The following is a 23,490-nucleotide window of genomic DNA, read 5'->3' on the forward strand; positions in this document are numbered from 1 at the left end:
GAACTCACGGAGGATTCGCCGGTGAGCGGGCGCAAACGCCGAATCCTGGCGCTCATCGTCCTCGCGGCCCTCTGCGGGGTGGCGATCGACCGTCGGCACGAGGTCTTCGAGAAGCGGGTGGCCGTGATCGCCCCCGGCCAACTGGTGCGGGGGGCCTGGCAACGCTCCTGGCCCTTGCGGCGGCTGATCGACCGCGAAGGGGTCCGCACGATCGTCACCCTCACGGCGATCAACACGCACGACCCGAAGTACGTCATGCAGCGCAAGGTCGTCGACCGGGCCGGCATCGACTGGGTCATCGTCCCCATGCGGGGCTCGACCGCCACGATCGACCAGCTCGCCGAGACCGCCGACCTGCTGGCCGACCCCGATCGGCAGCCGGTCTTCTTCCACTGCGTCGCCGGCCATCACCGGACGAACCTCGCCCTGGCCGCCTACCGGATCCGACACGACGGCTGGTCTGCCGAGCGGGCCTGGTCCGAACTCTTGCAATTTCCCTGGACGCGGGCCGAGGCCGACGCCGACGATCTCCGCCTGATCGAGGCCTTCGCCGCGGCCCACCGCGGCCGGGGCAAGGAGTCTCACGATGTCCCGGAACCGGATGGTGCGCCCGATCGCCCGAACCCTGGCGATCCTGACGGTCTCGCTCGTCATCCCGATCGGCTGGCGATGGACGATGGGCAACGTCGGCACCGTTGAACCGGGGTCGATCTACCGATCGGCCCAGCTCGATGCCGACACCCTCTCCCGGCTCATCCGGGCCAAGGGGATCCGGACGGTCCTCAACCTCCGGGGGCCGAACCCCGACTCGTGGTGGTATCTCCCCGAGCGCGAGGCGACGCTCGACGCCGGGGCCACCCTGGTGGACGTGCCCCTCTCGTCCGACTACTGGCTGACCCCCGAGCAGGCCGACGAGTTGATCACGCTGCTCGACTCGGCCGAGCGTCCGCTCCTGATCCACTGCCAGTTCGGCGCCGAACGCACGGGGCTCGTCTCATCGATGGCCACCCTTCTCCGGCCGGGCAGCACCCTGGCCGAGGCCCGCTCCCAGTTCTCGCTCTATTATCTCTTTCTGCCACTGGAAGACGGGCTGGTGATGCAGGGGCACCTCCGGCAATATGAGCGATGGCTCGCCGCCGAAGGGCGCGAGCACCGGCCCGAGACCTTCCGCGAGTGGTTCGCCCGGTCCTACCGGCCGGGATCGCCGAACCGGTCGCTCTGGCCGTACAACCCGTACCCGCTCCAGGTCGTCACCCGGCCCTCGGATGCGGCGGCCCGCCACTGACGCGACCGATCCCTGGGAGCCCCGCACGATGCCGGAGAGTCACGAGATCGAGATCCGGGTCCGCTACGCCGAGACGGACCGGATGGGCCTGCTCCACCACGCCAACTATCTCGTCTACTTCGAGATGGGCCGGACCGAACTGCTCCGGAGCCGAGGGGTTTCGTACAAGGACGTGGAAGACTCGGGCTTCCTGCTGGTGCTCGTCGACCTCGGCTGCAAGTACAAACGCCCGGCCCGCTACGACGACGTGCTGACGCTCCGGACCTCCGTCGAGCGGGTCACCCACGTCAAGATCGTCCACCGCTACGAGTTGAGGCGCGCGGGCGAACTGCTGGCCGAGGGGCATTCCACCCTCGCCTGCATCGATCGCACGGGGCGCCCGCAGCCCTTGCCGCCCTTGCTCCGGGGGGGATCGCAGGCCGATCCGGCCTGAGCGATCGCCCTGCAATCGTCGCCCGGGCCAATCGAGGACGGCGATCAGGCCCCCTCGACCTCCTCGCCGAAGAAGGTCTCGGCCTCCTTGACCACCGAGGCATAGACCGCCTCCGCCTCGGCCTCGCTCAGGCCGACCAGGATGCGAGCCTGGTCGAGCTTGCGCCGTTCCCGCTCGGAGAAGACCCGATCGGCCACCGCCCGGCGCACGAGCAGCGCGAATTCCTCCCGCATCAGGTGCCCCATCCAGGCGTCGTCGAACCCCTTGGCTCGCCCTTCCCGCACGAGCTGTTCCCAGCGCGGCTCGGAATCCGGCAGCTCGTCCAGGATGTGCTTGAGCTTCCGGAGCCACTGGGCCCGGTCGTAATCCAGCGACGTCCCCTCGGCGGAGTACCGGGGGACCTGATCGTTGGCCACGTCGGCCTCCACCAGCCCCCACGCCTCGAGCAGTTTCGCCCGGGAGCGGTCATCGAGGGTCGAGGCCCGATCTCGGGCGCCGTGAAGTCGGTCAAACAGTCCCATCTCCGTTGCCCCCATCTTCAAGGCCGGGGCCGCCGTCCAAGGTCCGCGCCCCCGACCGTTTTTGGAATTCGACCGATCATCCCGCCCGCGCGGTCCGACCAGGATCGCTCAGGTCCGCACGAGTATACGGCCTCTCGCAAGCTCGGGCGCCTCGCTCGACCCGTCGACGTCGTGGGAGTCGCAGCCCGAGCACCCGCGCACAGCCCGCTCTCTCCAGCGATTCGCGCTCCCAATCGGCAAAATTCTCGGGAAAACACGTTGAATAAGCGTTCAACATCACCGATAATGCCATGCACGACACTCCCTGACCAGCCCTCCCTCCCCCGCGCTTGCTGCCCGACGCGTGCCTCATCCCGCCGGTTTGGTCCCCACCCCGATGGTCCCGAGGTCTTGCCAGTCTCATGAGTTATCGGCACCGACCGCCCCTGCTCGTCACCGCCGCGCTGTTCACCCTGCTGTTCGCCTTGCCGGCGGTTCGAGCCGACGATGACCCGGCTGCCGTGTCCGACGCGTACCGAGACCGCATCGTCCCGCTGCTGAAGACCTACTGCTATTCGTGCCACAGCAACGACAAGCAGGAGGCCGGCCTGAATCTGGAAGCCTATCCCGACGTGGACTCGATCGTGAAGGATCGCGCCCAGTGGGAGAATATCCAGTATTTCATCGAAGACGGCGACATGCCCCCGGTCGACGTCGAGCCGAGGCCCCTGGAGGAGGAGGCCCGGGAGCTGACCGAGTGGATCGAGGCCACGCTCTCGCAGATCGACTGCAACCTCGTCGAGCCGGGCAGCGTCACCCTCCGGCGCCTCAATCGGGCCGAGTACAACTTCACGATCCAGGACCTGCTCGGCCTCGACTTCCAGCCGGCCGACGACTTCCCGGCCGACGACGTCGGCTACGGCTTCGACAACATCGGCGACGTCCTGACGCTCGACCCCTTGCTCCTGGAGAAGTACCTCGCCGCCGCCGAGGAGATCAGCCGACGCGCCATCGACGCCGCCGGGCCCGGCCCCGGCAAGACGATCCTCTATTACAACCGCCTGATCCGGGACAAGGGGGCCGAGTCGCTCGGCGACGACCAGATCCTCGCCTCCAACGGCGAGCTGACCATCGAGCACGCTTTCCCCAGCGACGGGCGCTACATCCTGAAGGTCCGCGCCTACGGCCACCAGGCCGGGCCCGAGCCGGTGAGGATGGCCATCCGGATCGACGGCGAGACCGTCGAGGAGTTCGACGTCGAGGCGGAGGATCGGCACAAGACCTACACCGTCCCCCACGCCGTCTCGGCCGGGACGAGGCGCTTTTCCGTCGCCTTCCTGAACGACTACTACAGGCCCGACGCCGAAGATCCGGACGAGCGGGGCGACCGCAACCTGATCATCAACCGCCTCGAAGTCCAGGGGCCGACCGACCCGGTCGCCTCGAAGGATCTCGCCAAGCTCCCCGACGAGGCCGGCGGGGACGACTATCAGGGCGTCGGCCGCATCCTCGCCACCCACGGCGAGGTTGCCTTCGAGCACGACTTCGAACGCGACGGCGAGTACCGCGTCCGGGTCCGAGCCTTCGGCCAGCAGGCCGGCCCCGATCCCGTCCGGATGGGCATCAAGATCGACGGCGAGACCATCGACGTGGCCGACGTCACCGCGACCGAGGACGAGCCGGGCACCTACGAGGCCCGCGTCCGCGTTTCCGAGGGGAATCGCCCGGTCGCCCTGGCATTCCTGAACGACTACTACAACACCGACCATCCCGACGAGAGCCTCCGGGGCGACCGCAACCTGATCCTCGGCCGCGTGGAGATCGTCGGGCCGGTCGAGTCGTACTATGCCGCCCTCCCGGAGTCGCACCGCCGGATCATCGCCGAGCCGGCCCTGAGCGGCTCGTACGAGCAGGTCGCCCGCAAGAGCATCCGCCGCTTCGCCAATCGCGCCTTCCGCCGCCCGGCCTCGGAGCATGAGGTCGAGCGGCTCATGGACCTCTTCCGCCTGGTCCGTCGCGACGGCGGGTCGTTCGAGGAGGCGATGCAACTGGCCGTGCAGGCGGTGCTCGTCTCCCCGCACTTCCTCTTCCGCGTCGAGTACGGGTCGGCCCCCGACCCCGACGCCCCCGAGGGGGGCCGCCCGCTGAGCGACTGGGAGCTGGCCTCCCGACTCTCCTACTTCCTCTGGTCGAGCATGCCCGACGAGGCCCTCTTCCGGGCCGCCTTCGAGGGCAAGCTCCGCGACCCGGCCGAGCTGCAGCGCCAGACGCTCCGCATGCTCGACGACCCGAAGGCGTCGCGCTTCATCGAGCGCTTCGCCGGCCAGTGGCTCCAGATCCAGAACCTGAGCACGGTCAACCCCGACCCCGGCCAGTTCCCCGACTTCGACGACCCGCTCCGCGAGGCCATGCGGCGCGAGACGGAATTGTTCTTCGAGGCCGTCGTCCGCGAGGACCGCAGCATCCTCGACCTGATCGACTCGGAGGAGACGTTCCTCAACGAACGCCTCGCCCGCCACTACGGCATCCCGGGCGTCGCCGGCGACGAGTTCCGCCGCGTCTCACTGCCCGCCGATTCGCCGCGGGGGGGCATCCTGACCCAGGCGAGCATCCTGACGATCACCTCGAACCCGACCCGGACCTCCCCCGTCAAGCGCGGCAAGTACATCCTCGACCAGATCCTCGGCACGCCTCCTCCTCCCCCCCCTCCCGACGTCCCCGAGCTGGAGGAAGGGCCCGAGCTGACCGGGACGCTCCGCGAGCGGATGCAGCAGCACAGCGCCAACCCGTCCTGCGCCTCCTGCCACAAGCGCATGGACCCGCTCGGCTTCGGCTTCGAGAACTTCGACGCCATCGGCCGCTGGCGCGATCAGGACGGCGGGGCCACCATCGACGCCTCGGGCACCCTGCCCGGCGGCGATTCCTTCAACGGGCCGGCCGACCTGAAGGCCCTGCTCACAACCCGGAGCGACGAGTTCGCCCGGACCCTGACCGAGAATCTCATGACCTACGCACTCGGGCGCGGGCTCGAGTACTTCGATCGATGCGCCGTTGACCGCATCCTGGCCGACCTGGACCGGCACGACTCCCGGTTCGGTCGCCTGGTCGTGGACATCGTCACGAGCGACGCCTTCCGCATGCGGAAGAACGAAGGAGGCGAAAACTAATCATGTTCTCCCTGTCTCGACGCACCGCCCTGAAGGGGCTCGGAACCGCGATGGCCCTGCCCTGGCTCGAGGCCATGGCCCCGGCCGCCGGCATCGCCTCCCGCCCCGGGGGCAAGGTCGCCCCGACCCGGATGGCGTTCCTCTACGTCCCCAACGGCGCCCACATGCAGGAGTGGACCCCCGAGCAGCTCGGGGCCGACTTCTCCCTGCCCCGCATCCTCATCCCTTTGAATCCGTACAAGCAGGATCTGCTCGTCCTCAGCGGCCTGGCCCAGGACATGGCCCGCGCCCACGGCAACGGCGGCGGCGACCACGCCCGGTCGATGGCCTGCTTCCTGACCGGGGTCCACCCGGTCAAGACCAACGGCGCCGACATCCGCGCCGGCGTCTCGGTCGACCAGGTGGCCGCCGCGGCGATGGGCTACCACACCCGCCTGCCGTCCCTGGAGCTGGGCATCGACCCCAGCGCCCAGTCGGGCAACTGCGACTCGGGCTATAGCTGCGCCTACTCGTCGAACATCTCCTGGCGGACCCCCACCCAGCCGGTCCCGAAGGAGATCAACCCGCGCCTGGTCTTCGAGCGTCTCTTCGGCAACGACGACGCCGAACAGCTCAGCGAGCGTCGCCGCCGCTACAACAAGAGCGTCCTCGACCTGGTGTCCGAGGACGCGAAGCATCTCCACAACCGCCTCGGCGTCAACGACCGCCGCAAGGTGGACGAGTACCTCGGCTCCGTCCGCGAGATCGAGCGCCGCCTCGTCGCGGCCGAGCAGAAGCGGATCGAGGAGGTCGAGCGCCCCGACGACATCGTCAAGCCCGAAGGGGTGCCGAAGGACAATCAGGATCACATCCGATTGATCCTCGACATGCTCGTCCTCGCCTTCCAGACCGACTCGACCCGCATCGCCACGATGGTCTTCGCCAACGAGGGGAGCAACAAGTCGTACAACTGGATCGACGTCCCCGACGGCCACCACTACCTCTCGCACCACCAGGGTGACGCCGAGAAGCAGGACAAGATCGCCCGGATCAACCTCTTCCACGTCGAGCAGCTCGCCTACTTCCTCGGCCGGCTCAAGGAGATCCCGGAAGGGGACGGCACCCTGCTCGATCACTCGATGATCCTCTACGGCTCCGGCATCGGCGACGGCAACCGCCACAACCACAACGAGCTCCCCCTCGTCCTTGCCGGCGGCGGCTGCGGGATGATCAAGACCGGCCGTCACGTCCGCTACGACGAGAACACCCCGCTGAACAATCTCTATCTCTCGATGCTCGACCGCATGGATACCCCCATCGACGAGCTGGGCGACAGCACCGGGCGGCTCGATCGGCTCGACGGCTGATCGCCCGAATCGCACTCGCCGCCGAATCCGCCCACGCGAACAGCCGGCCCCGGAGGAATCATCTCCGGGGCCGGCTGTTCGCATGATTCAGTCTCGATCGAGACGACCGGGCCGACGCCCCATCGCTCGCTCAGGTGTTCGGCTTCTTCTGCGCCGCGGCCAGGGGCCGGAGGACCGCGAGCATCGTGTTCAGGTGGGCCAGCCTCGGGCCGAAGCGATCGACGAAGTCGGACAGGGCGAAGTCGCCGTCCACGAGGTTCTCGTGGTATTCGGCCACGTAATCGGTCAGGTCTCGGATCAGGGTCGAGTGGACCTGTTCGAGCATCCCGAGCGACTGCTTGCAGGTGTCGAGCACGTCGCCGTGGCTCGACTGCCAGCGCTCCAGGTCGGCCATCTGCCGGGCCCGCTGTTCCCGGGCGACCTGGGTCGTCTCTCGGATCATCTCAAGCTGCTGGCGCTGGTTCTCGAGCATCTGGCGCTGAAGCTCGATGGTCTGCGACTGCAGGTTGACCATCAGGTTCAGCAACGCCACCGGGTCGTTACTGGCCGGGAGGCCGGGCGCCTGACCAGTCGGGGTGATGTCCATCCGGTACGTCCACGGTGGCGAATTTTGATTATTGCTCGAAGACACCCCAACCTCCTCAATCGTCGTTGGAATCGCGATCGATTTCGCCCGCGGGATGACCTGTCATCGGCGTTCCGGCCGTCGGACGATCATCCGGAGTCGTCGTTCCGAGAAGTATACGAGTGGGGACCAACTCGGGACAGGTCAACCCTTGGAATCAACACGATCGTCACGGCCGGCCGGGAGGCCGTATCCACCACGCGACGGCCGATCAGCCGAGGGCACCGAGCGCCTCGAACGAATCCGCCAACGCGTCGACGATGTCCCCGGCGATCAGCCCGACCTCCCCGCTGTGCGACCGCGCGATGTCGCCGGCCAGGCCATGGGCATGCACGCCCAGCACGCTGGCGTCGAACGGCGAGAGCCCCTGGCCGATCAGCGCGGCGATCACGCCGGTCAGCACGTCCCCCGAGCCTCCGGTGGCCATGCCCGGGTTCCCGGTCTTGTTGACGAAGAGCCGCCGGCCGTCGGTCACGATCGTCCCGTGCCCCTTCAACACGACCACCAGATGCTCAACCCCCGAGGCGAAGGCGACCGCCCTCGCCTCGCGATCGGCCTGGACCTCGTCCGCGGTCGCGCCGGTCATCCGGGCGAACTCGCCCGGGTGCGGGGTGACGACGATCGGCCGAGAGACCTTGCGCAGCACCTCGGGCGTCTCGACCAGGGCATTCAGGGCGTCGGCGTCGATGACCGCCGGTTTGTCCCCTTCCTCGGCGATCCAGCGGACCATCGCGTCGAGGCCCCGCGACCGGCCCAGCCCCGGGCCGATGGCCAGCACGTCGGCCGGGTCGATCAGGCGGCCCAGGGTCGGGGCGGCGGCGGGGAAGTCGATCAACCCTTCGCTGTCCTGCGGCAGGGGATAGGTCATGTAGCTCGGCTCGAAGGTCGCCACCACCGGCTGCACCTCCGACGGCGAGGCGACCCGCACCAGGCCCGCCCCCGACCGCAATGCCGCGGCCCCCACCAGCCCGGCCGCCCCGGCCATGCCCCGACCGCCGGCGACGACCAGCACATGGCCGAACTGCCCCTTGTGCGCCTCGCTCGATCGCTTGGGGAGGCTGGGGACGCTCGTAACTCGTTCCACGTCAACGCTCATGCGTGAGCTCTCCGATCCTCGTTCGGCCCGCCGGGGGCGGGTTGCTGCGGCCCATCCGGCGGGTTGATCCCGTCGCTCGGCGATCGGCCGAGCCGCGCCAGGGCCGCTCGACGGGCGATCAAGGCGGCCACGTGACCGCCGTTGAAGCCCGCGTCGATGTTCACCGTCACCACGTTCGACGAGCAGCTATTGAGCATCCCCAGCAGCGACGCCAGGCCGCCGAAGTGCGCGCCGTAGCCGACGCTCGTCGGCACGCCGATGATCGGGCAGTCGGTCAGGCCGCCCAGGACGCTCGGCAGGGCCGCCTCCATGCCGGCGACGGCGATCAGCACGTCGGCCCCCTGCAGCTCGTTGAGCCGGCCGAGCAGGCGGTGGATGCCCGCCACGCCGACGTCGGAAATCAATGCCACGTCGCAGTTCCAGGCCTCGGCCGTCACCCTCGCCTCCTCGGCGACGGGCAGGTCGCTCGTCCCCCCGGTCACGATCCGGACCACCCCCAGTTGATCCGGCTCCGGCCCGTTCCGTCGGATCCGGAAGGTGCGGCCGATGGCGTTGTGTTCCCCCTCGGGGAAGGTGCGCTTCAGGTGCTCGGCGGCGTCGGGGGCCACCCGGGTCACCAGGCAGCCTTCCCCCTGGCGGATCATGACCCGGAGAATCCCCTCAATGTGCTCGGCCGTCTTGTTCTGGCCGAAGACGACCTCCGGGAATCCGCAACGCAGGCGGCGATGGTGGTCGATCGTGGCGTATTCGCCCACCTTCTCGAACGGCGAGGGCCAACGGATCTTGCGCTCGGCCTCCTCGGGGGAAACGGCCCCCGATCGGACCCCGTCGAGCAGCGTCTTCAGGTCGTGCGCGTCCATCACTCTCGTCGCCTTCTGGCCCAATTCGGTCCACCGGCCCGACCTTCGGGCAGGGCGGTCGGGGTGCCGAGACCGCGTCGGAGGGGGTCGAGTCGTCCTGGATCCCGTTGTATCCGGACGGCCGATCGGTTGACAACCGGCCGACGGCCGGGGGAGGGGTGGTCGGCCCGCTCCTTGCCCGGACATGATAAGATACACAATCACGGACAAGGTTCGACGATCTTTCCCGTCTCGACCTCAAGAGATCACGCTCGATCATCGTTCGCCCTTCCGTCGTCCCGGCCCGAACGGAGGCACCGGATGACCCCGGAGCACCGCGAAGACGCCCAGCGCGTCGATCCCCTCGGCTCGTCCCCGGCCCGTGAGTCCAACACGTCGGCCGGACACGCATCGGCCCCGCCCTCGCCCCGATCCAGCACGGCCTCGGCCGTGAAGGCCGGCGCCTCGCGGTTGCGCCGGTCGATCACCCCCCTGGTCCGGCTCAAGGGGCGGCGGACGATCCTCGACACGCCCGAGGAGGAGGCCGAGCGCAGGCCGATCCTCGAGACCTTGCTGGTCGGCTGGACCGGGTCGGTCATCGTCCACGCGGCGCTGGTCGCCTTGCTCCTGCTCCTCGTCTTCCTCCTTCCCCAGGAAAAGCCGAGGGTCGCCTTCGAGACCGAGGTCGGCTCGCCCCTCGGCGACGAGGACGGCCTCGACCGGATCGGCGGCTTCGACGACGAGCTTCCCCTCGAACTCGAATCCGACCCGACCGAGCTGGCCCCCGACCCCCTCTTGCCCGAACTCTTCACCGGGATCGACCTGAACACCGATCGCGTCCAGTCCGACCCGAACCGCTCCGAGGTCGGCGGCTCGACCGGCCTCGGCGGCGGCGAATTCGGCACCGCCCGGTTCGGCGAGGGTCTGGAGACGATCCAGGGGATCGAGGTCAAGGTCGGCGACCCGCAGTTCACCCTGATCTGGGACACGGCCGCCGACATCGACCTGCACGTCGTCGAGCCCGGCGGCTCGCACATCTACTGGGCGCAGCGCCAGGGCAAGAAGGGGGGCGAGCTCGACGTCGACGACACCGACGGCTTCGGCCCCGAGAACATCTACTGGCTTGACCCCGACACCCGGGACGGCGAGAAAGTCAAGGGGCAGGGGCCTCCCGGCGTCTACCACTGGTACGTCCTCTACTACGGCCCCCCCGGGGGCTTCGGCGGCAAGGTCGTCCCGACCCGATGGAAGGTCCGCGTCAAGCACGCGGGAGAGGTCTCGGTTTACGAAGGCACCCTCCGCCGGGTCAACCAGCGCAGCGACGTCCGCAGCCTCCGCGTCGGCCCGGCCGACGGTCCCTGAGGCCCCGCCCCCGGACATCCGATCGTTCACGCACTCGGCAACACCACACGAAGGGACGACGATGGTGACGACCTCCCGCCGCCAATTCCTCCAGGCCGGGCTCGGCCTGAGCGCCGCCTCGGGCCTCGGCTTGCCGACCCTCTCCGCCCAGGAACCGGGCGACCGGCCCGAGCAGGCCGACTCGGCCCGCGTCCTGAACCCGAAGGCTCGCGTCCCCCTGAGCTTCATCATCGACGACTCGACCTGCCTGGTGAACCTCGCCCACTTCTGCATCCCCCAGTTCGCCGAGGTCTTCCCCGACCAGTACCGCCAGCCCTGGCAAGAACTCCCCCGCGAGATCCCCGACTCCTTCGTCCGGTCGTTCGGCGAGTGGTGCCACGAGCACGGGGTGAAGGGGAAGTACAGCATCGTCCCCTATCCGGCCTGCGTCGGCTGGATCGACCGCGAGATGCCCGGCTGGTCGCGCCGGCAACTGGAGGAGAGCCTCGAGCTGGTCCGCACCCTCATGATGCCCGACTGGGACATCCACCCCGAGATGATCACCCACACCTGGGCCATCAACACCAAAACCGGCCGCCCGTTCGAGGAACGCTCCGAACGCTTCATGGAGAACTGGGGCTTCAGCGTCGGCAAGTCGGTCGACGAGCTGACCGATTACTTCGCCTATGCCCTCCGACTGCTCAAGAACGTCGACTTGCCGTGCGAAGGGGTCACGACCCCGGGCGGCTTCGGCTCTCGGGTCCTTCCCGAGCTGTCGCAGGCCACCTTCGAATCGGTCCGAGACGTCTTCGGCGCCGAGATCCCGCACTACTTCCGCCACCTCTATACCGACGGCCGCAGCGTCGCCCCCCGGGTCGAGTACGCCTCGGGCCTCGACGGCGACGACCCGCGTTGCGTCGTCTCGATCATCGGCTGCACCGGCGACTGGTTCGGCGGCTGGGACGGCCTGACCCCCGGCTCGGTCGACCAGTTCATCACCGAGGACCTCGAGGGCGGCCGCCTCCCCGAGGTCATCGACCGCGGCGAACCGGCCGTCCTCGTCTGCCACTGGCCGGGCATCTACTACAACGGCGAGGAGCTGGGCTTCACCATCTTCAAGGAGATCGTCGCCCGCCTGAACGCCGCCTACGACAACCTGCTCTGGATGAAGAACAGCGAGATCGCCCGCTACTGGGCCGCCCGAGAACTCACCACCCTCTCCGCCGACGCCGATCACCTCTCCCTCCGCGCCCCCTATGCCTGCCCGGCCTTCACGGTCGAGGTCGACGGCCCCCGCTCGGGAATCCCGACCCTCCAGCACGCCGACGGCACCTCCACCCCGCTGCGAGAAGTCCGCGGGCCGCTCCAACTCGACTCCGGCACCTGGTGTCGGACACCCGAGGGCGTGATTGCCTGCTTCGACCTGACGAAAGGTGCGTCCTCCCTTTCCTGGAAGGCCGACGCCTGATCCCCGGCCGAGACCCTTCGCCCTCGGGCTGATCCGGAGCGAAGGGAATTGGCCGATCGACGGGCGGATCACCGCTTTGTGTAACCGTCTTGCATCGGTCGGCCGATCACGAGCGGACTCCGGAGGGCCGGGGGCACGTCTTGAGGGACACCGTCATGGCCGAGATCCAGGGCCCGGAGGAGTCTCGCGCGGACCGCGCCGAACCGAATGTCCGAGATTCAAGGGCGTTCGGCGAATACCGCGACTACCTGCTGGCGCTGGCCCGCGTTCAGGTTTCGGTCGATCTCCGGGCCCGGATTGACCTCTCTGACCTGGTCCAGGAGACCCTCTGCGAGGCCCTCCGAGACCTGCCACGGCATCGGGGCCGAAACCGAGCCGAGATGATGGGCTGGCTCCGTAGCCTGCTCCGGTTCAACCTGATCGACCGCCTTCGCAGGCTCCATCTGGAGCGGCGGGTCGTGTCCTTCGACGGTGACCTGGACCGGACCTCCCACGGGATGATCGGCGTGATGCGGGCCAGCCGGTCGGCCCCGGAGGCGCGGGCCGCTCGCGAGGAGGACGCACTCGCGCTGGCCGGCCTCCTCGCCCAGCTCTCCCCGCCGCAGGCCGAGGCGATCGTCTTGAAGCATTGCCAGGGGATGTCGGTCGCGGAGATCAGTCGGCACATGAACCGGACCCCCGACGCGGTCGGGGGGCTGCTCCGGCATGGCATGCGGAGGCTCCGCGACTTGATGCCCCGGGAGGCTTGAATGATGAGCCGGCACGAGAGCCGAGAGGCTGTCGACCGCGAGGAGCAGGTCAACCTCGCCATCTACGACTACCACGAGGCCATCGACCGCGGCGAGTCGCCCGACCCCGACGAGTGGGCGGGCCGCCACGCCGACATCGCTTCCGAACTCCGGGCCTACTTCGAGGACCTCTCGCGGTTCGGACTGCTTGGCCCGTCGAGGCTCGAACCCTCCCCGGACGACACGATGACGCTGGGAGGGATGGACTCCGGGCATCCCGGACCCCTCACGAGGGCCGCCGCCCTCCGTCCCGGCGACCTCCTGGGCGATTACGTCCTGCTCGAAACCCTCGGCGAAGGGGGGCAGGGAGTCGTTTGGAAGGCCAGGGTCCAGAACGCTCACGAGATCGTCGTGGCGTTGAAGACCCTCCGGGGGCCGACCTCGGGCGAATTGGTCTCCGCCGACCGCCTCCGGGCCGACGCCCGCGCGATCGCCCGGATGAGGCACGAGAACATCATCCGCACGTCCTACTTCGGCGAGGACCGCGGGCGCTGGTTCTTCGTCATGGAACTGATGGAAGGCGGCACGGTCGCCGATCGGCTCGCCTCCTACGCGGCCGACCCGCGCTCGGCGGCCGAGCTTGTGGAGAAGGTGGCACGGGCGATCCACCACGCCCACACCCGCAACCCCGGCGTGCTGCACCTCGACCTCAAGCCGGGCAACATCCTGCTGACCGCCGACGGCCAACCCAGGGTCACCGACTTCGGGCTCTCGGTGCGGATCGAAGCGATGGGACCCCCGAGCCGGGCACCGGGATTCGAGGACCCGATCGAGCCGGACGCCGCCGACGATCGTTCGGCCACGTTCGAGCGCGCCGGGATCGTCGGGACGCTCCCGTACCTGTCCCCGGAGATGGCCGGCGGCCGCTGGTCGGAGATCTCGACCGCCTCCGACATCTACGGCCTGGGCGCGATTCTCTACGCCATGCTCACCGGCCGGGAGCCGTTCCGCGGTCGAGACGCGGGGGAGACGCTCGCCCTCGTCGTCCAGGGCGACCTGACGCCCCCTCGCACGCTCAACCCAGCGGTCGACCGCGAACTGGAGGCCGTCTGCCTGAAGTGCCTCGACCGCGACCCCGGCCGCCGTTATGGCTCGGCCGACGCGATGGCGAACGATCTGTCCCGGTGGCTCGACCGCCGTCCGACCCTGGCCGGCGGCAGGCCGTCGGCGATCCGGGAGGCCCGCTTCTGGGCCCGGCGTCATCCGCTCGGGCTGGCCTCGGCGGGCCTCGTCGTCCTCCTCCTGTGGTTGGCCGTCCTGGCGATCCGGACGGGCGAACTCCGGGCGGAGAACACACGGCAGGCGATCCAGTTGGCCCGGGTCGTCGACCGGGAGCTCCGACTGATCCGCCGCGCAACGATGTTACTCGCGGGCGACCCGAGACTCCGGGAAGCCGTCGAGTCGTTCCCGTCGCCGGCCCAGCACGAGCAGCAGCGGCAGGCCATCGAGGCGTTCCTCCGGACGGCCATCGAGGTGGAAAACCTGTTCGGGATCGCGGGGGAGAACCCGTTCGTCAACGTCTTCGTGCTCGATGCTGATGGGGTCCTCAGGGCCGACACGCTTGTCGGGAGCAGCTCCGTCGGCAAACGCTTCCACGTCCGAGATTACTACCGGACCTTCTTTGATGCCGGTTCTGCCCGGTCGGAGAACGACGCCTACGTGGCCCGATCGTTCTTCTCGGTGAAGGACCGCCAATACAAGATCGCGGTTTCGACCCCGATCTGGGGGGAGGCTGACATGTTGCTGGGCCTCCTGGTCGCCAATTTCACCATCGGCCCGCGCCTGATCGACGTGGACATGCGGACGGAGGCCGGCGAGGCCGTCGTCCTCTGTCCGATCGACCGATCTGACCCGCTTCGAGGGCTCGGCGACCCGCACCCACCCTGGCCCTATCTCGCCGTACTCGATCGGCGCTACGACCGCGGCTCCCGGAATCCCTTGCCCCCGGTCGGACTGTCCCAGCTCCCCGATTTCCAGGGTAACCCCGATCTCGACCACGCCACGGCAGGCCCCTGGGGCGGTCGGCTCGTCGATTATCACCGCGTCGGCCAGACCCACCTGATCGTCAAACTCTCCCGTCAATGCCCCTGGCCGCTCTCGTGGTTGCCGAAAATTCTCTGACGAGCCGCGCCCGATCATCGACCTTCGATCGGCTTGGACCTCCAGTGAGGGCTCATCGACGAGCCCCGACCGTTTCGGTCCCTGGAGGTTTTCACAATGACCGAGGACCAGACACAGCTTTGGGAACGCATCACGGCCTTCCCGCTTGACGATCCGGGTTCCGACCTCACCTTCACGCAACGCCTGGCGAGGGAGAATCGTTGGAGCCTCGCTCACGCCCGTCGCGTCGTCTTCGAATACCGCCGCTTCCTCTTCCTGGCGATGGAGGCCGGCCATCCGGTCACGCCGTCCGATCAGGTCGATCAGCCCTGGCACCTCCACCTGACCTACACCCGGAGCTACTGGGACGACCTCTGCCGCAACGTCCTCGGCCGGCCCTTGCACCACGGGCCGACCCGGGGCGGCGCGCAGGAGTCGGCGAAGTTCCACGCTTGGTACGGCCGCACCCTCGACTCGTACCGCCGCCTGTTCGGCTCGGAGCCTCCGAGCGACATCTGGCCGCCGGCCGCCGATCGGTTCGGACGCGACCTGCACTTCGCCCGGGTCAACACCGCGACCCACTGGGTCCTCCCTCGCCCGGCCACGATCCTCCACAACCTGGTCGGGTTCTTTCGTTGCAGAGTCGAGGGGGCTGGTCCCGCAATCCTTCGGTGGACGCACTCGGTGCGACGTTTTGCCTCGTTGCCGGGCCTGGCGACCCTGACCGTGATGTCGATCGTCCTGGCCGGTTGCGGAAGGGATTGGGCGCCTGCCCCGCCTCGCGCGATCGACCTGGCGGGCATGTCCGGCTGGGAGTTTCTCAAGCTGTTCGTCCTCCTGACGCTCGGGGCAATCGTTGGTTCGGTCCTGTTGAGGCAAGGGATCAAATTCTGGCTAGGATCGCTCGCGGTTTCGGAACTCGACGAGCCCTCCCAACCCCCCAGCGACCCCGAAAAGCTTGACCCGTATGCCCTGATCTTGCTGGCTCGGGGGCCCGACCGGACCGCGCCGGTGCAGGCTGCAATCGCCCGACTGGTTGACGAAGGGCAACTGACCTTTGATGAAGACACGAAGCGGCTCTCGGTCAGCCCGTCCAAGGTCGACCGTCCGCTGCACCCGATCGAGCAGGCGGTGCTTGACGCGGTGCAGGAGCAGTCTTCCTCAACGAACTGGAAGCTCGTGAAGGCCGCGGCCCGATCAGGGGTTGTGCGGAAGAGTGAGGATTGGCTTCGCGCGCTCGGCTGGCTTCAGTCGTCCGGCCATGCCGTGATCATGCGGCTTGTCCCTCTCCTGCCGCTGGTTGCCGTATTCCTGCTGGGCCTCTGGCGAATCCACCTGGGACACCAGAGGGAGCAACCCGTTGGGTTCCTGGTGCTGCTCTGCATTGCCCTGTTCGTCGCCGCAGCGGTTCACCTTGTCGTCAAGCCCTGGCGGACGTCGAGTGGCAATGCTGTCGTCAACGCCCTGGGCCACCAGAGGGAGCAGATCGTGAACGACCCGCCGATGCCGTCTGATCCACGGTTCCCCGTAGCCTTCGTCCTACTGGGCATAAACGCCTTGCCAGGGGAGGGGGTGTTGGCAGCGCTCCGACAGGAAATCGTTCCGCCGCCCTCCGAAGGAGATGGCGGGTGCGGTGGTGACGGCGGGTGTGGAGGTTGCGGCGGTTGCGGGGGCTGTGGGGGCTGTGGTGGCTAATCGACACTGATGGGACCGGCCGAGCGGTGCTTCAGGCGAAGTCATCTCGACGATGGAACCGTGCTTTGCCATTCGCGACTGGCGGTGTGTGGTTCGGGCGAGCAAGCCCCTACAAGCGCAAACGCCCCACGGAAGCCGAGACTTCCGGGGGCGTCGCTGCGATTCGATCTGGTGGATGGGACGGATGGGGCAACAGTCCCACCAAACAGCCGAGACGTTACTGCGCGACATAGCCGGTCGGCACGAGCGCCGGCTGCGGCACGACCGGGCTCGGCTGCGTGGCAACCTGCGGCACGGCGGGGGCCTCGGGGACGGTGTTCGTCGCGGTCAGGGTTGCCGGATTGGGGACCGGCTCGGTCGGATCGCGCTGGACCACCACACGCATCCAGCCGGTCGGGTGCAGATCCGAGACGTCCGCGATCAGGAACCCCTGCAGCTCGTTGAGCGGCACGGGGGCATCGACGTTCTGCCCCTGGAGCCGGCCGGCCAGGACGCCGAGCGCCCCCGATCGGTTCAGGAGGCCGAGGTCCTGCGTGTCTCCCTCCTCATTGCCGACGGTCACGACCGTCGTGCCGGTGCCGCCGTAGGTCACGCTGGCGATCTCACCCTTCACCCGGACCGACTTGCCGCCGTCCTCGGGGGTGATGTCGGCGTCGACCGTCAGCTCCACCTCTTCCAGGATGAACCGCAGGACCCTCGGGCTGCCGCCGAAGCCGAACAGGCCGCCCTGCTGCCCGAAATTCTCGGGGGCGGGGACCTCGATCGTCACCCCTCGCAGGAACGTCACCAGCCTGCCCTGGGCGTCGACCGCGAAGGCAGGGGGGTGTTCCGGCTTGGTGACGCGCAGGGCGATCGCCTCCGGGTCGTCGGTCTGCTCCCGGATCTCGGCGATCGCGTCGAGCAGATCCTGGTACGACCCGTTCGGGATCATCTCGATCCCCTCGTCGATCGGCGCGTCCCCTTCGGGGGGGATCACCTTGATCAAAAGGGTCTCGACGTCCTTCACCTGCTCGGTCTGATAGAACCCGGCGGCCAGGTTCGTCAGGGTCGAGTTCAGGTGCACGTCGACGGTCAGGCCGTTTTCCGGCTGGGCGAATTCGGGGGGCTTCGGGAAATCGGCCCCGATCTGCGGCCCGGCGTCGGCGGCCCACTGCAGGACCCCCGAGACGTACGCCGCCCAGGGGGCCGACGTGAGGCTCAACTGCGTGACCGCGAAGTCCTCGAACCGCAGGGTCCGGTTGCCGACCAGGTACTGCCGGATCATCGCGTTCTGCCGGGCGGTCTCCTCGGCCGTCTTGATCGCGGCCAGCTCCTGGGTGCCGCTCGCCGTCTCGGCCTGGATCTGCGGCATCGCCTGCTGCTGGACCTCCGAGAGGATCCGCTGCTGGTCGAAGCCGATCAGGCCGGCGATCCCCCGCATCAGGCCCGGCCCGAAGCCCGGCTGCGGCGTCAGGCCGAACGCCGCCGAGACGTTCGGCGCGTTCTGCGGATAGACGACCAGCCCGTCGGGCGTCAGGATCGCCGTGGCGGTCACGTGGTTCGCGTTGTAAATCGTCGCGCCGAACTGGTACATGTTCGCCGCCTGCCTCCCCTGCGGGTCCGAGGCGACCTGCTGCTGGAAGTCGCTCACCGGCGTGGTGCTGTGGCTCCACTGGCCGTTGTAGAAGGCGATGCCGTCGTTGCTGTGCATCAGACCGAATCCGGTCCGATACCCCGGCTGCACGTAGGAGGTCTGGCCTCGGAAGTAGATGACCTCAGGGTTGACGATCTGCTGATTCAAGAACGGCGAGAGGATGTTCGGGTCGGCCGTGATCTGGACGTTCGGCGTGTCGATCATCGCGTGCAAGGCGCCCGCCAGCTCGCCGGCCGGGGCCCACGGGTAGTTCGACTGGGTCCACCGCAGCGAGGCCAGCCCGCCCCGCAACTTCCTCGCGGCATTGAGCCGCTCCGAGACCGACTCGGCCGTCTCGTAGTCGCGGATCGCCGCGTTGAGCCGGTCGACGTAGGTCGTCCACTTCGTCTTCAGGACCGACTCCCGATCCTCCGTCTCCGCTTCGGAGCCGTCCTCCGGGGCGTCTGCCTGCCCCTCCTCATCCTCCAGGACCTCTCCCGGCAGCTCGGCCACCGCCTGTTCCAGCGATTCGAGCGTCCGGGCCACCGAAAGCCTCGGTTCGAGCCACTGGCCCAGGCTCTCGGCCACCCGGTTCGACGGTCCCCAGTTCTTGGCCGTCAGGGCGTCTCGCATCCGTCCGAGCCGTTCCAGGTGCTCCCGGCGCTCGGTGGCCGTCTCGGCCGTCGCCTGGGCGCCCAGGACCTCGGTCACGGCACTGAAGAAGGTGTTCCAGTTCTCCACGTTCTCGGGCGATTGCTGTTCTCCCGAGAGTGTTTGCTTGGCCTCGTCGATTCTGCTGAGAACCTGTTGATACGACGACGTGGCCGGAGCCGCGCCGAGCATCACGAGCAAGCCCAGGCCGAGAAGCCCGGCCGTTCCGATCCGCGTTCGAGCCCATCGCATCGCGTCGTGTTCCTCCCTCGATTGCGGGTCTTCTTAATGGTCCCAGGCAGTGCGGCGTCTCGCGAAGCTGGACCGCCTGGGGAATTCTCGATGATCGTGCAGCAAATTGTGAGCCCAGACCAGGGGGTTTCGGCAAATTCGGGGAGATTTAAGGGGTTGGACGCCCCCCTTGGTCCTCGTGTTACAATAAAGGCCGGGTCGCGGTTCGGCCGGGAATCGGAGCGGATTCGCGAGCGAACCGGGGCCCGGTCCGCCCTCCCTTTGTGCTTGCCGAGATCCTCTCCAAGGGCCTGCGATGCTCGAACTCGAACGCCGACCCGCATCGGACTCGATCCGGGTCACTCGGTGGCCAATCCGATGCCAACGGTCTGCCCTCGTCCTCGCCCTGCCGGTGCTCGCGATCACGACGGCGATCGCCGGATGCGGGGCAGGGGAGTCGGTTTCGGTCCCCGATGCCACCGAGAATGCATCGCCCGCGGTGGCCGAACCGACTCCCTTTGATGCGTCCGGAACGGCCGACCGCCAGACGACCGCCGCCAATCCGATGATCCCCCAGGAGCCGAGCCCCTTCCGATTCACCGAGATCGCCTCGGAGGCCGGGATCGACTTCGTCCACGTCTCGGGCATGACCGACGAGCGGCACTATCCGTCGGCCAACGCCTCGGGCGTGGCCATCTTCGACGCCGACGGCGACGGCCTGATGGACCTCTACTTCGCCTCGTGCACCTACCTGCCGCTCGGCTCGTCCGAGGAAGGGCGGAATCGCCTCTATCGGAACAACGGCGACGGCACCTTCTCCGACATCACCGAGGCGTCGGGCCTGGGCTTCCACGGCTTCTGCCACGGGATCGTCGTGGCCGACTTCAACAACAACGGCCTGCCCGACGTCTTCCTCGCCTGCTACGGCCCGAACCGGATGTACCGCAACAACGGCGACGGCACCTTCACCGACGTCAGCGCCGAGGCCGGCATCGAGAACATGGGCCGCACCGTCATCGACCGCGAGACCGACGCCACAGGCAAGACCGTCGAGCGCGAGCGCCCGCTCATCAACTGGGCGTCGGGCGGGGCCGTGCTCGATTACGACAACGACGGCGACCTCGACCTCTACGTCGCGATCCACGGCGACTGGCGATTGCCCGAGGACGACAAGTGGTGCGGCTTCGAGGAGCGCGGCATCCGCCTCTACTGCTCCCCCCGCCAGATCCGGACCGTCAAGCACGTCTTCTACCGGAACAACGGCGACGGTACCTTCACCGACGTGACCGACGAGGTCGGCCTGGGGCGGTCCGACGGGCACGGCTTCGGCGTCGTCGCGGCCGACCTGAACAACGACTCCCTGATCGACCTGTACGTCGCCAACGACCAGAACCCGAACTTCCTTTTCCTGAACAACGGCGACGGCACCTTCACCGACACGACCGAGACCTCGGGCGCCGCCTTCGACATCAACGGCATGGCCCAGTCGGGCATGGGGGTCGACGCCGAGGACATCGACGGCGACGGCCTGCCCGAGCTGTTCGTGACCAACTTCCAGAACGAGTACAACACCCTCTATCGCAACACCGGCGACGGGTTCTTCACCGACATGACGCCGTTCTACGGCCTCTCGCAGGACAGCCGCCCCTGGGTCGGCTGGGGCTGTGCCCTGGCCGATTTCGACTCCGACGGCTGGCCCGATTGCTTCGTCACGAACGGTCACGTCGATGCCAACCACCCCGATTTCGAATATCCCGAGCCGCCGCTCTTGCTGCGCAACGTCGCCCTGGGCGACGACCCGAACAGCCGACGCTTCCGCCTCGCCACCCGAGAGGTCGGCCCCTACTTCGATGCCAAGCACGTCGGCCGCGGGGCCGCCTTCGGCGACCTCGACGACGACGGGGACCTTGATATCGTCGTCCTGCACAAGGATGATCGGCCCGCGGTCCTCCGCAACGACACGCCGAGCGACGGCCGCCACTGGATCCGACTCGATCTGACCGGCACCCGGAGCAATCGCGACGCGATCGGCGCCATCATCACCATCGAGGCCGGCGGCCTGACCCTCCACCGCCAGCGGAAGTCGGGCACGAGCATGCTCTCCTCGAACGACCCCCGCGTCCTCGTCGGCCTCGGCCCGGCCGACCGCATCGACCGCCTGTCGATCCGCTGGCCCTCCGGCGCCGAGACCGTCCTGGAAGACGTCGAGGTCGACCAGACGCTCCCCATCACCGAGCCGGAAGCCTGACCCTCCTGGCGAATCACGAGTGCAAACAAAGACAATGCAGTATTGAAGCCACGGATGAAACACGGATAAGAGAAAATGATCATGAGAGGGATTGCGCGGTTGAAATGTTCAGGCTGAGCATTCCGGACCGATCAATCCGGGCGATCATTCGAATTTCATCTCGTTTCTTCTCGATCTCCCATCCGTGTTTCATCCCTGGCTAAACTTCCCTGAATTCCGATTGACGTCCGACCGCCCCGGAATCCCCTCCCATGCGCGACATCTCCATCGCCACCGCCCAGTTCGAGCACCGCGACGGTGACAAGGCCGCCAACCTCTCCCGCATCCGTGCCCTGACTCGCCGCGCCGCCTCGCAAGGGGCCGAGGTGGTCTGCTTCCACGAATGCGCGATTTCCGGCTATACCTTCCTTCAGTCGCTCGATCGCGACGGCCTGGCCGCGCTGGCGGAGCCGGTCCCCGATGGCCCCTCGGTCGCCGCCCTCATCGAGATCGCCCGCGAATCCCGCCTCGTCGTCATGGCCGGCCTGGTCGAGATCGACGCCGAGGGCCGCCTGTTCAACAGCTACGCGGTGGTCTCCCCCGACGGCTTCCTCGCCTGCCATCGGAAATTGCATGTGTTCATCAGCCCGTACCTCTCGCCGGGGCCGGGCTACACGGTCTTCGACCACGACGGCGTCCGCTTCGGCGTCCTGACCTGCTACGACAACAACCTCCCCGAGAACGCACGGGCCACCACCCTGCTCGGCGCCGAGGTCATCGTCGCCCCGCACGTCACCGGCTGCCTCCCCTCGACCATGCCCGGCCGCGGCTCGGTCGATCGCTCCCTTTGGGAGAACCGCCACCGCGACCCCTCCCGCCTCCGCCTCGAATTCCGGGGGCCGAAGGCCCGCGGCTGGCTGATGCGGTGGCTCCCCGCCCGAGCCTGGGAGAACGGCGTCTTCTACGTCTTCTCGAACCCGATCGGCGTCGACGGCGACACGATCAAGCCCGGCCTGGCGATGATCCTCGACCCCCACGGCGAGATCCTCGCCGAATGCCACGCCCTCGGCGACGACCTCGCCGTCGCCCTCCTCACCGCCGAGACCTTCGAGGCCGCCTCCGGCCGCCGCTACCTCAACGCCCGCCGCCCCGAACTCTACGAGCCGATCACCCGCCCCCACCCCCCCGGCCACCAGCCCATCACCAAGCCCGGCTGGTCCCTCTCTTACGACTCCTCACCCCCCTCTTAATCCTCCTCCCCCCGTCTCTGCCCGCGATCTCCTCTCCTTGCTCCGAGGCCCCCATGCCCCCGCCCGACCTCAACGGCCTCCGCTGCATCGTCCTCGGCTCGACCTCCGGCATCGGCCGCGCCACCGCCCTGAGCCTCGCGTCGTCGGGCGCCGATGTCATCATCCACGGCCGCCGATCGAGCGAGGCCGCCGAGTCCGTCGCCGCCGAGTGCCTCCGCCTCGGCTCGGCCCGCTCCGCCGTGCTCATGGCCGACCTCGCAGACCGCGACGCCGGCGATCGGCTCGTCGATCGCGCCTGGGACCTCTGGGGAGACGACGGCCTCGACGCCTGGCTCCACCTCGCCGGCGCCGACACCCTGACCGGCCCCGGCGCTTCGCTCGACTTCGACGCCAAGCTCGACCTCCTCTGGACCGTCGACGTCGCCTCCACCCTCCGCCTCTGCCGCCGGGTCGGCTCGTTGATGAAGGCCCGAGGCCGCGGCGTCATCCTCACGATGGGCTGGGACCAGGCCGAGACCGGCATGGAAGGGGACTCGGGCGAGCTCTTCGCCGCCACCAAGGGGGCGATCATGTGCCTCTCCCGATCCCTCTCCCTCAGCCTCGCCCCCGAGGTCCGCGTCAACTGCCTCGCCCCGGGATGGATCAAGACATCGTGGGGCGAGCAGGCGTCCGACGACTGGCAAGCCCGCGCCGTCTCCGAGGCCCCGCTCCACCGCTGGGGCACCCCCGACGACGTCGCCCAGGTCGCCCGATTCCTCGTCAGCCCCGACGCCGAATTCCTCACCGGCCAGACCTTCCGCGTCAACGGCGGGGCCATCCGCTAACAGAGGACCGAT

The 23,490-nt window shown here is 68.4% G+C and carries 18 protein-coding genes; 13 read left to right on the forward strand and 5 right to left on the reverse strand.

Annotated elements, in window-relative coordinates:
- The first annotated feature begins 21 nt into the window (after positions 1-21).
- Genes AB1L88_RS01130 through AB1L88_RS01140 form a run of 3 tightly spaced genes read left to right on the forward strand, consistent with a single transcriptional unit; the run spans position 22 to position 1,718 of the window.
- Positions 22-699, forward strand: a complete 678-nt coding sequence (locus AB1L88_RS01130; RefSeq protein WP_367094780.1) for a hypothetical protein — start codon at positions 22-24, stop codon at positions 697-699.
- Entirely contained in the window at positions 587-1,285 is a 699-nt protein-coding gene (locus AB1L88_RS01135; protein ID WP_367094781.1) for a protein tyrosine phosphatase, read from the forward strand. The genes AB1L88_RS01130 and AB1L88_RS01135 overlap by 113 nt, the downstream gene beginning before the upstream one ends.
- 28 nt (positions 1,286-1,313) lie before the next feature.
- Entirely contained in the window at positions 1,314-1,718 is a 405-nt protein-coding gene (locus AB1L88_RS01140) for a thioesterase family protein (RefSeq protein WP_367094782.1), read from the forward strand.
- A gap of 44 nt (positions 1,719-1,762) precedes the next feature.
- Here AB1L88_RS01140 and AB1L88_RS01145 read toward each other — a convergent pair whose 3' ends face one another.
- Positions 1,763-2,239 (reverse strand): hypothetical protein, encoded by a 477-nt coding sequence (locus AB1L88_RS01145; protein WP_367094783.1) that lies wholly within the window; start codon positions 2,237-2,239, stop codon positions 1,763-1,765.
- Positions 2,240-2,640: 401 nt separating this feature from the next.
- On the opposite strand from AB1L88_RS01145, the gene AB1L88_RS01150 reads away from it, so the two are divergent.
- On the forward strand, positions 2,641-5,385 hold the full coding sequence (locus AB1L88_RS01150; protein ID WP_367094784.1) for a DUF1592 domain-containing protein: 2,745 nt from the start codon (positions 2,641-2,643) through the stop codon (positions 5,383-5,385).
- A 2-nt stretch (positions 5,386-5,387) separates the two neighbouring features.
- Positions 5,388-6,731: a DUF1552 domain-containing protein gene (locus AB1L88_RS01155; protein WP_367094785.1), complete on the forward strand. Its 1,344-nt coding sequence runs from the start codon at positions 5,388-5,390 to the stop codon at positions 6,729-6,731.
- A 130-nt stretch (positions 6,732-6,861) separates the two neighbouring features.
- On the opposite strand, the gene AB1L88_RS01160 is transcribed toward AB1L88_RS01155, so the two are convergent.
- The 3 genes from AB1L88_RS01160 to larB all read right to left on the reverse strand — a co-directional run bounded on the left by AB1L88_RS01160 (position 6,862) and on the right by larB (position 9,312).
- Positions 6,862-7,317 (reverse strand): hypothetical protein, encoded by a 456-nt coding sequence (locus AB1L88_RS01160; protein ID WP_367094786.1) that lies wholly within the window; start codon positions 7,315-7,317, stop codon positions 6,862-6,864.
- 250 nt (positions 7,318-7,567) lie between these two features.
- Positions 7,568-8,452, reverse strand: coding sequence for an NAD(P)H-hydrate dehydratase (locus AB1L88_RS01165; RefSeq protein WP_367094787.1), 885 nt, complete (start codon positions 8,450-8,452; stop codon positions 7,568-7,570).
- The gene (gene larB / locus AB1L88_RS01170; protein ID WP_367094788.1) at positions 8,449-9,312 is read right to left on the reverse strand and encodes a nickel pincer cofactor biosynthesis protein LarB; all 864 of its coding nucleotides are present in this window, start codon (positions 9,310-9,312) and stop codon (positions 8,449-8,451) included. The genes AB1L88_RS01165 and larB overlap by 4 nt, the downstream gene beginning before the upstream one ends.
- A gap of 300 nt (positions 9,313-9,612) precedes the next feature.
- Here larB and AB1L88_RS01175 point away from each other — a divergent pair, with 300 nt between their 5' ends.
- The 5 genes from AB1L88_RS01175 to AB1L88_RS01195 all read left to right on the forward strand — a co-directional run bounded on the left by AB1L88_RS01175 (position 9,613) and on the right by AB1L88_RS01195 (position 16,683).
- Positions 9,613-10,653: a hypothetical protein gene (locus tag AB1L88_RS01175; protein ID WP_367094789.1), complete on the forward strand. Its 1,041-nt coding sequence runs from the start codon at positions 9,613-9,615 to the stop codon at positions 10,651-10,653.
- Between the two features lie 61 nt (positions 10,654-10,714).
- Entirely contained in the window at positions 10,715-12,100 is a 1,386-nt protein-coding gene (locus AB1L88_RS01180) for a hypothetical protein (RefSeq protein WP_367094790.1), read from the forward strand.
- A 155-nt stretch (positions 12,101-12,255) separates the two neighbouring features.
- The gene (locus tag AB1L88_RS01185; RefSeq protein ID WP_367094791.1) at positions 12,256-12,849 is read left to right on the forward strand and encodes a sigma-70 family RNA polymerase sigma factor; all 594 of its coding nucleotides are present in this window, start codon (positions 12,256-12,258) and stop codon (positions 12,847-12,849) included.
- On the forward strand, positions 12,850-15,009 hold the full coding sequence (locus AB1L88_RS01190) for a serine/threonine protein kinase (RefSeq protein WP_367094792.1): 2,160 nt from the start codon (positions 12,850-12,852) through the stop codon (positions 15,007-15,009).
- Between the two features lie 96 nt (positions 15,010-15,105).
- Positions 15,106-16,683: a TIGR04222 domain-containing membrane protein gene (locus AB1L88_RS01195; protein ID WP_367094793.1), complete on the forward strand. Its 1,578-nt coding sequence runs from the start codon at positions 15,106-15,108 to the stop codon at positions 16,681-16,683.
- 217 nt (positions 16,684-16,900) lie between these two features.
- Here AB1L88_RS01195 and AB1L88_RS01200 read toward each other — a convergent pair whose 3' ends face one another.
- Positions 16,901-19,198: a hypothetical protein gene (locus AB1L88_RS01200; protein WP_367094794.1), complete on the reverse strand. Its 2,298-nt coding sequence runs from the start codon at positions 19,196-19,198 to the stop codon at positions 16,901-16,903.
- A gap of 478 nt (positions 19,199-19,676) precedes the next feature.
- Between AB1L88_RS01200 and AB1L88_RS01205 the strand changes: the two genes are divergently transcribed.
- The 3 genes from AB1L88_RS01205 (at position 19,677) to AB1L88_RS01215 (ending at position 23,478) form a co-directional block, all read left to right on the forward strand.
- Positions 19,677-21,425, forward strand: coding sequence for a CRTAC1 family protein (locus AB1L88_RS01205; RefSeq protein ID WP_367094795.1), 1,749 nt, complete (start codon positions 19,677-19,679; stop codon positions 21,423-21,425).
- A gap of 251 nt (positions 21,426-21,676) precedes the next feature.
- Positions 21,677-22,654, forward strand: a complete 978-nt coding sequence (locus tag AB1L88_RS01210; RefSeq protein ID WP_367094796.1) for a nitrilase family protein — start codon at positions 21,677-21,679, stop codon at positions 22,652-22,654.
- A 53-nt stretch (positions 22,655-22,707) separates the two neighbouring features.
- Complete coding sequence (locus tag AB1L88_RS01215; RefSeq protein WP_367094797.1) at positions 22,708-23,478, forward strand: SDR family oxidoreductase; 771 nt, start codon at positions 22,708-22,710, stop codon at positions 23,476-23,478.
- Positions 23,479-23,490: the final 12 nt, after the last annotated feature.

Source organism: Tautonia sp. JC769 (assembly GCF_040717455.1).
Taxonomy (GTDB): domain Bacteria; phylum Planctomycetota; class Planctomycetia; order Isosphaerales; family Isosphaeraceae; genus Tautonia.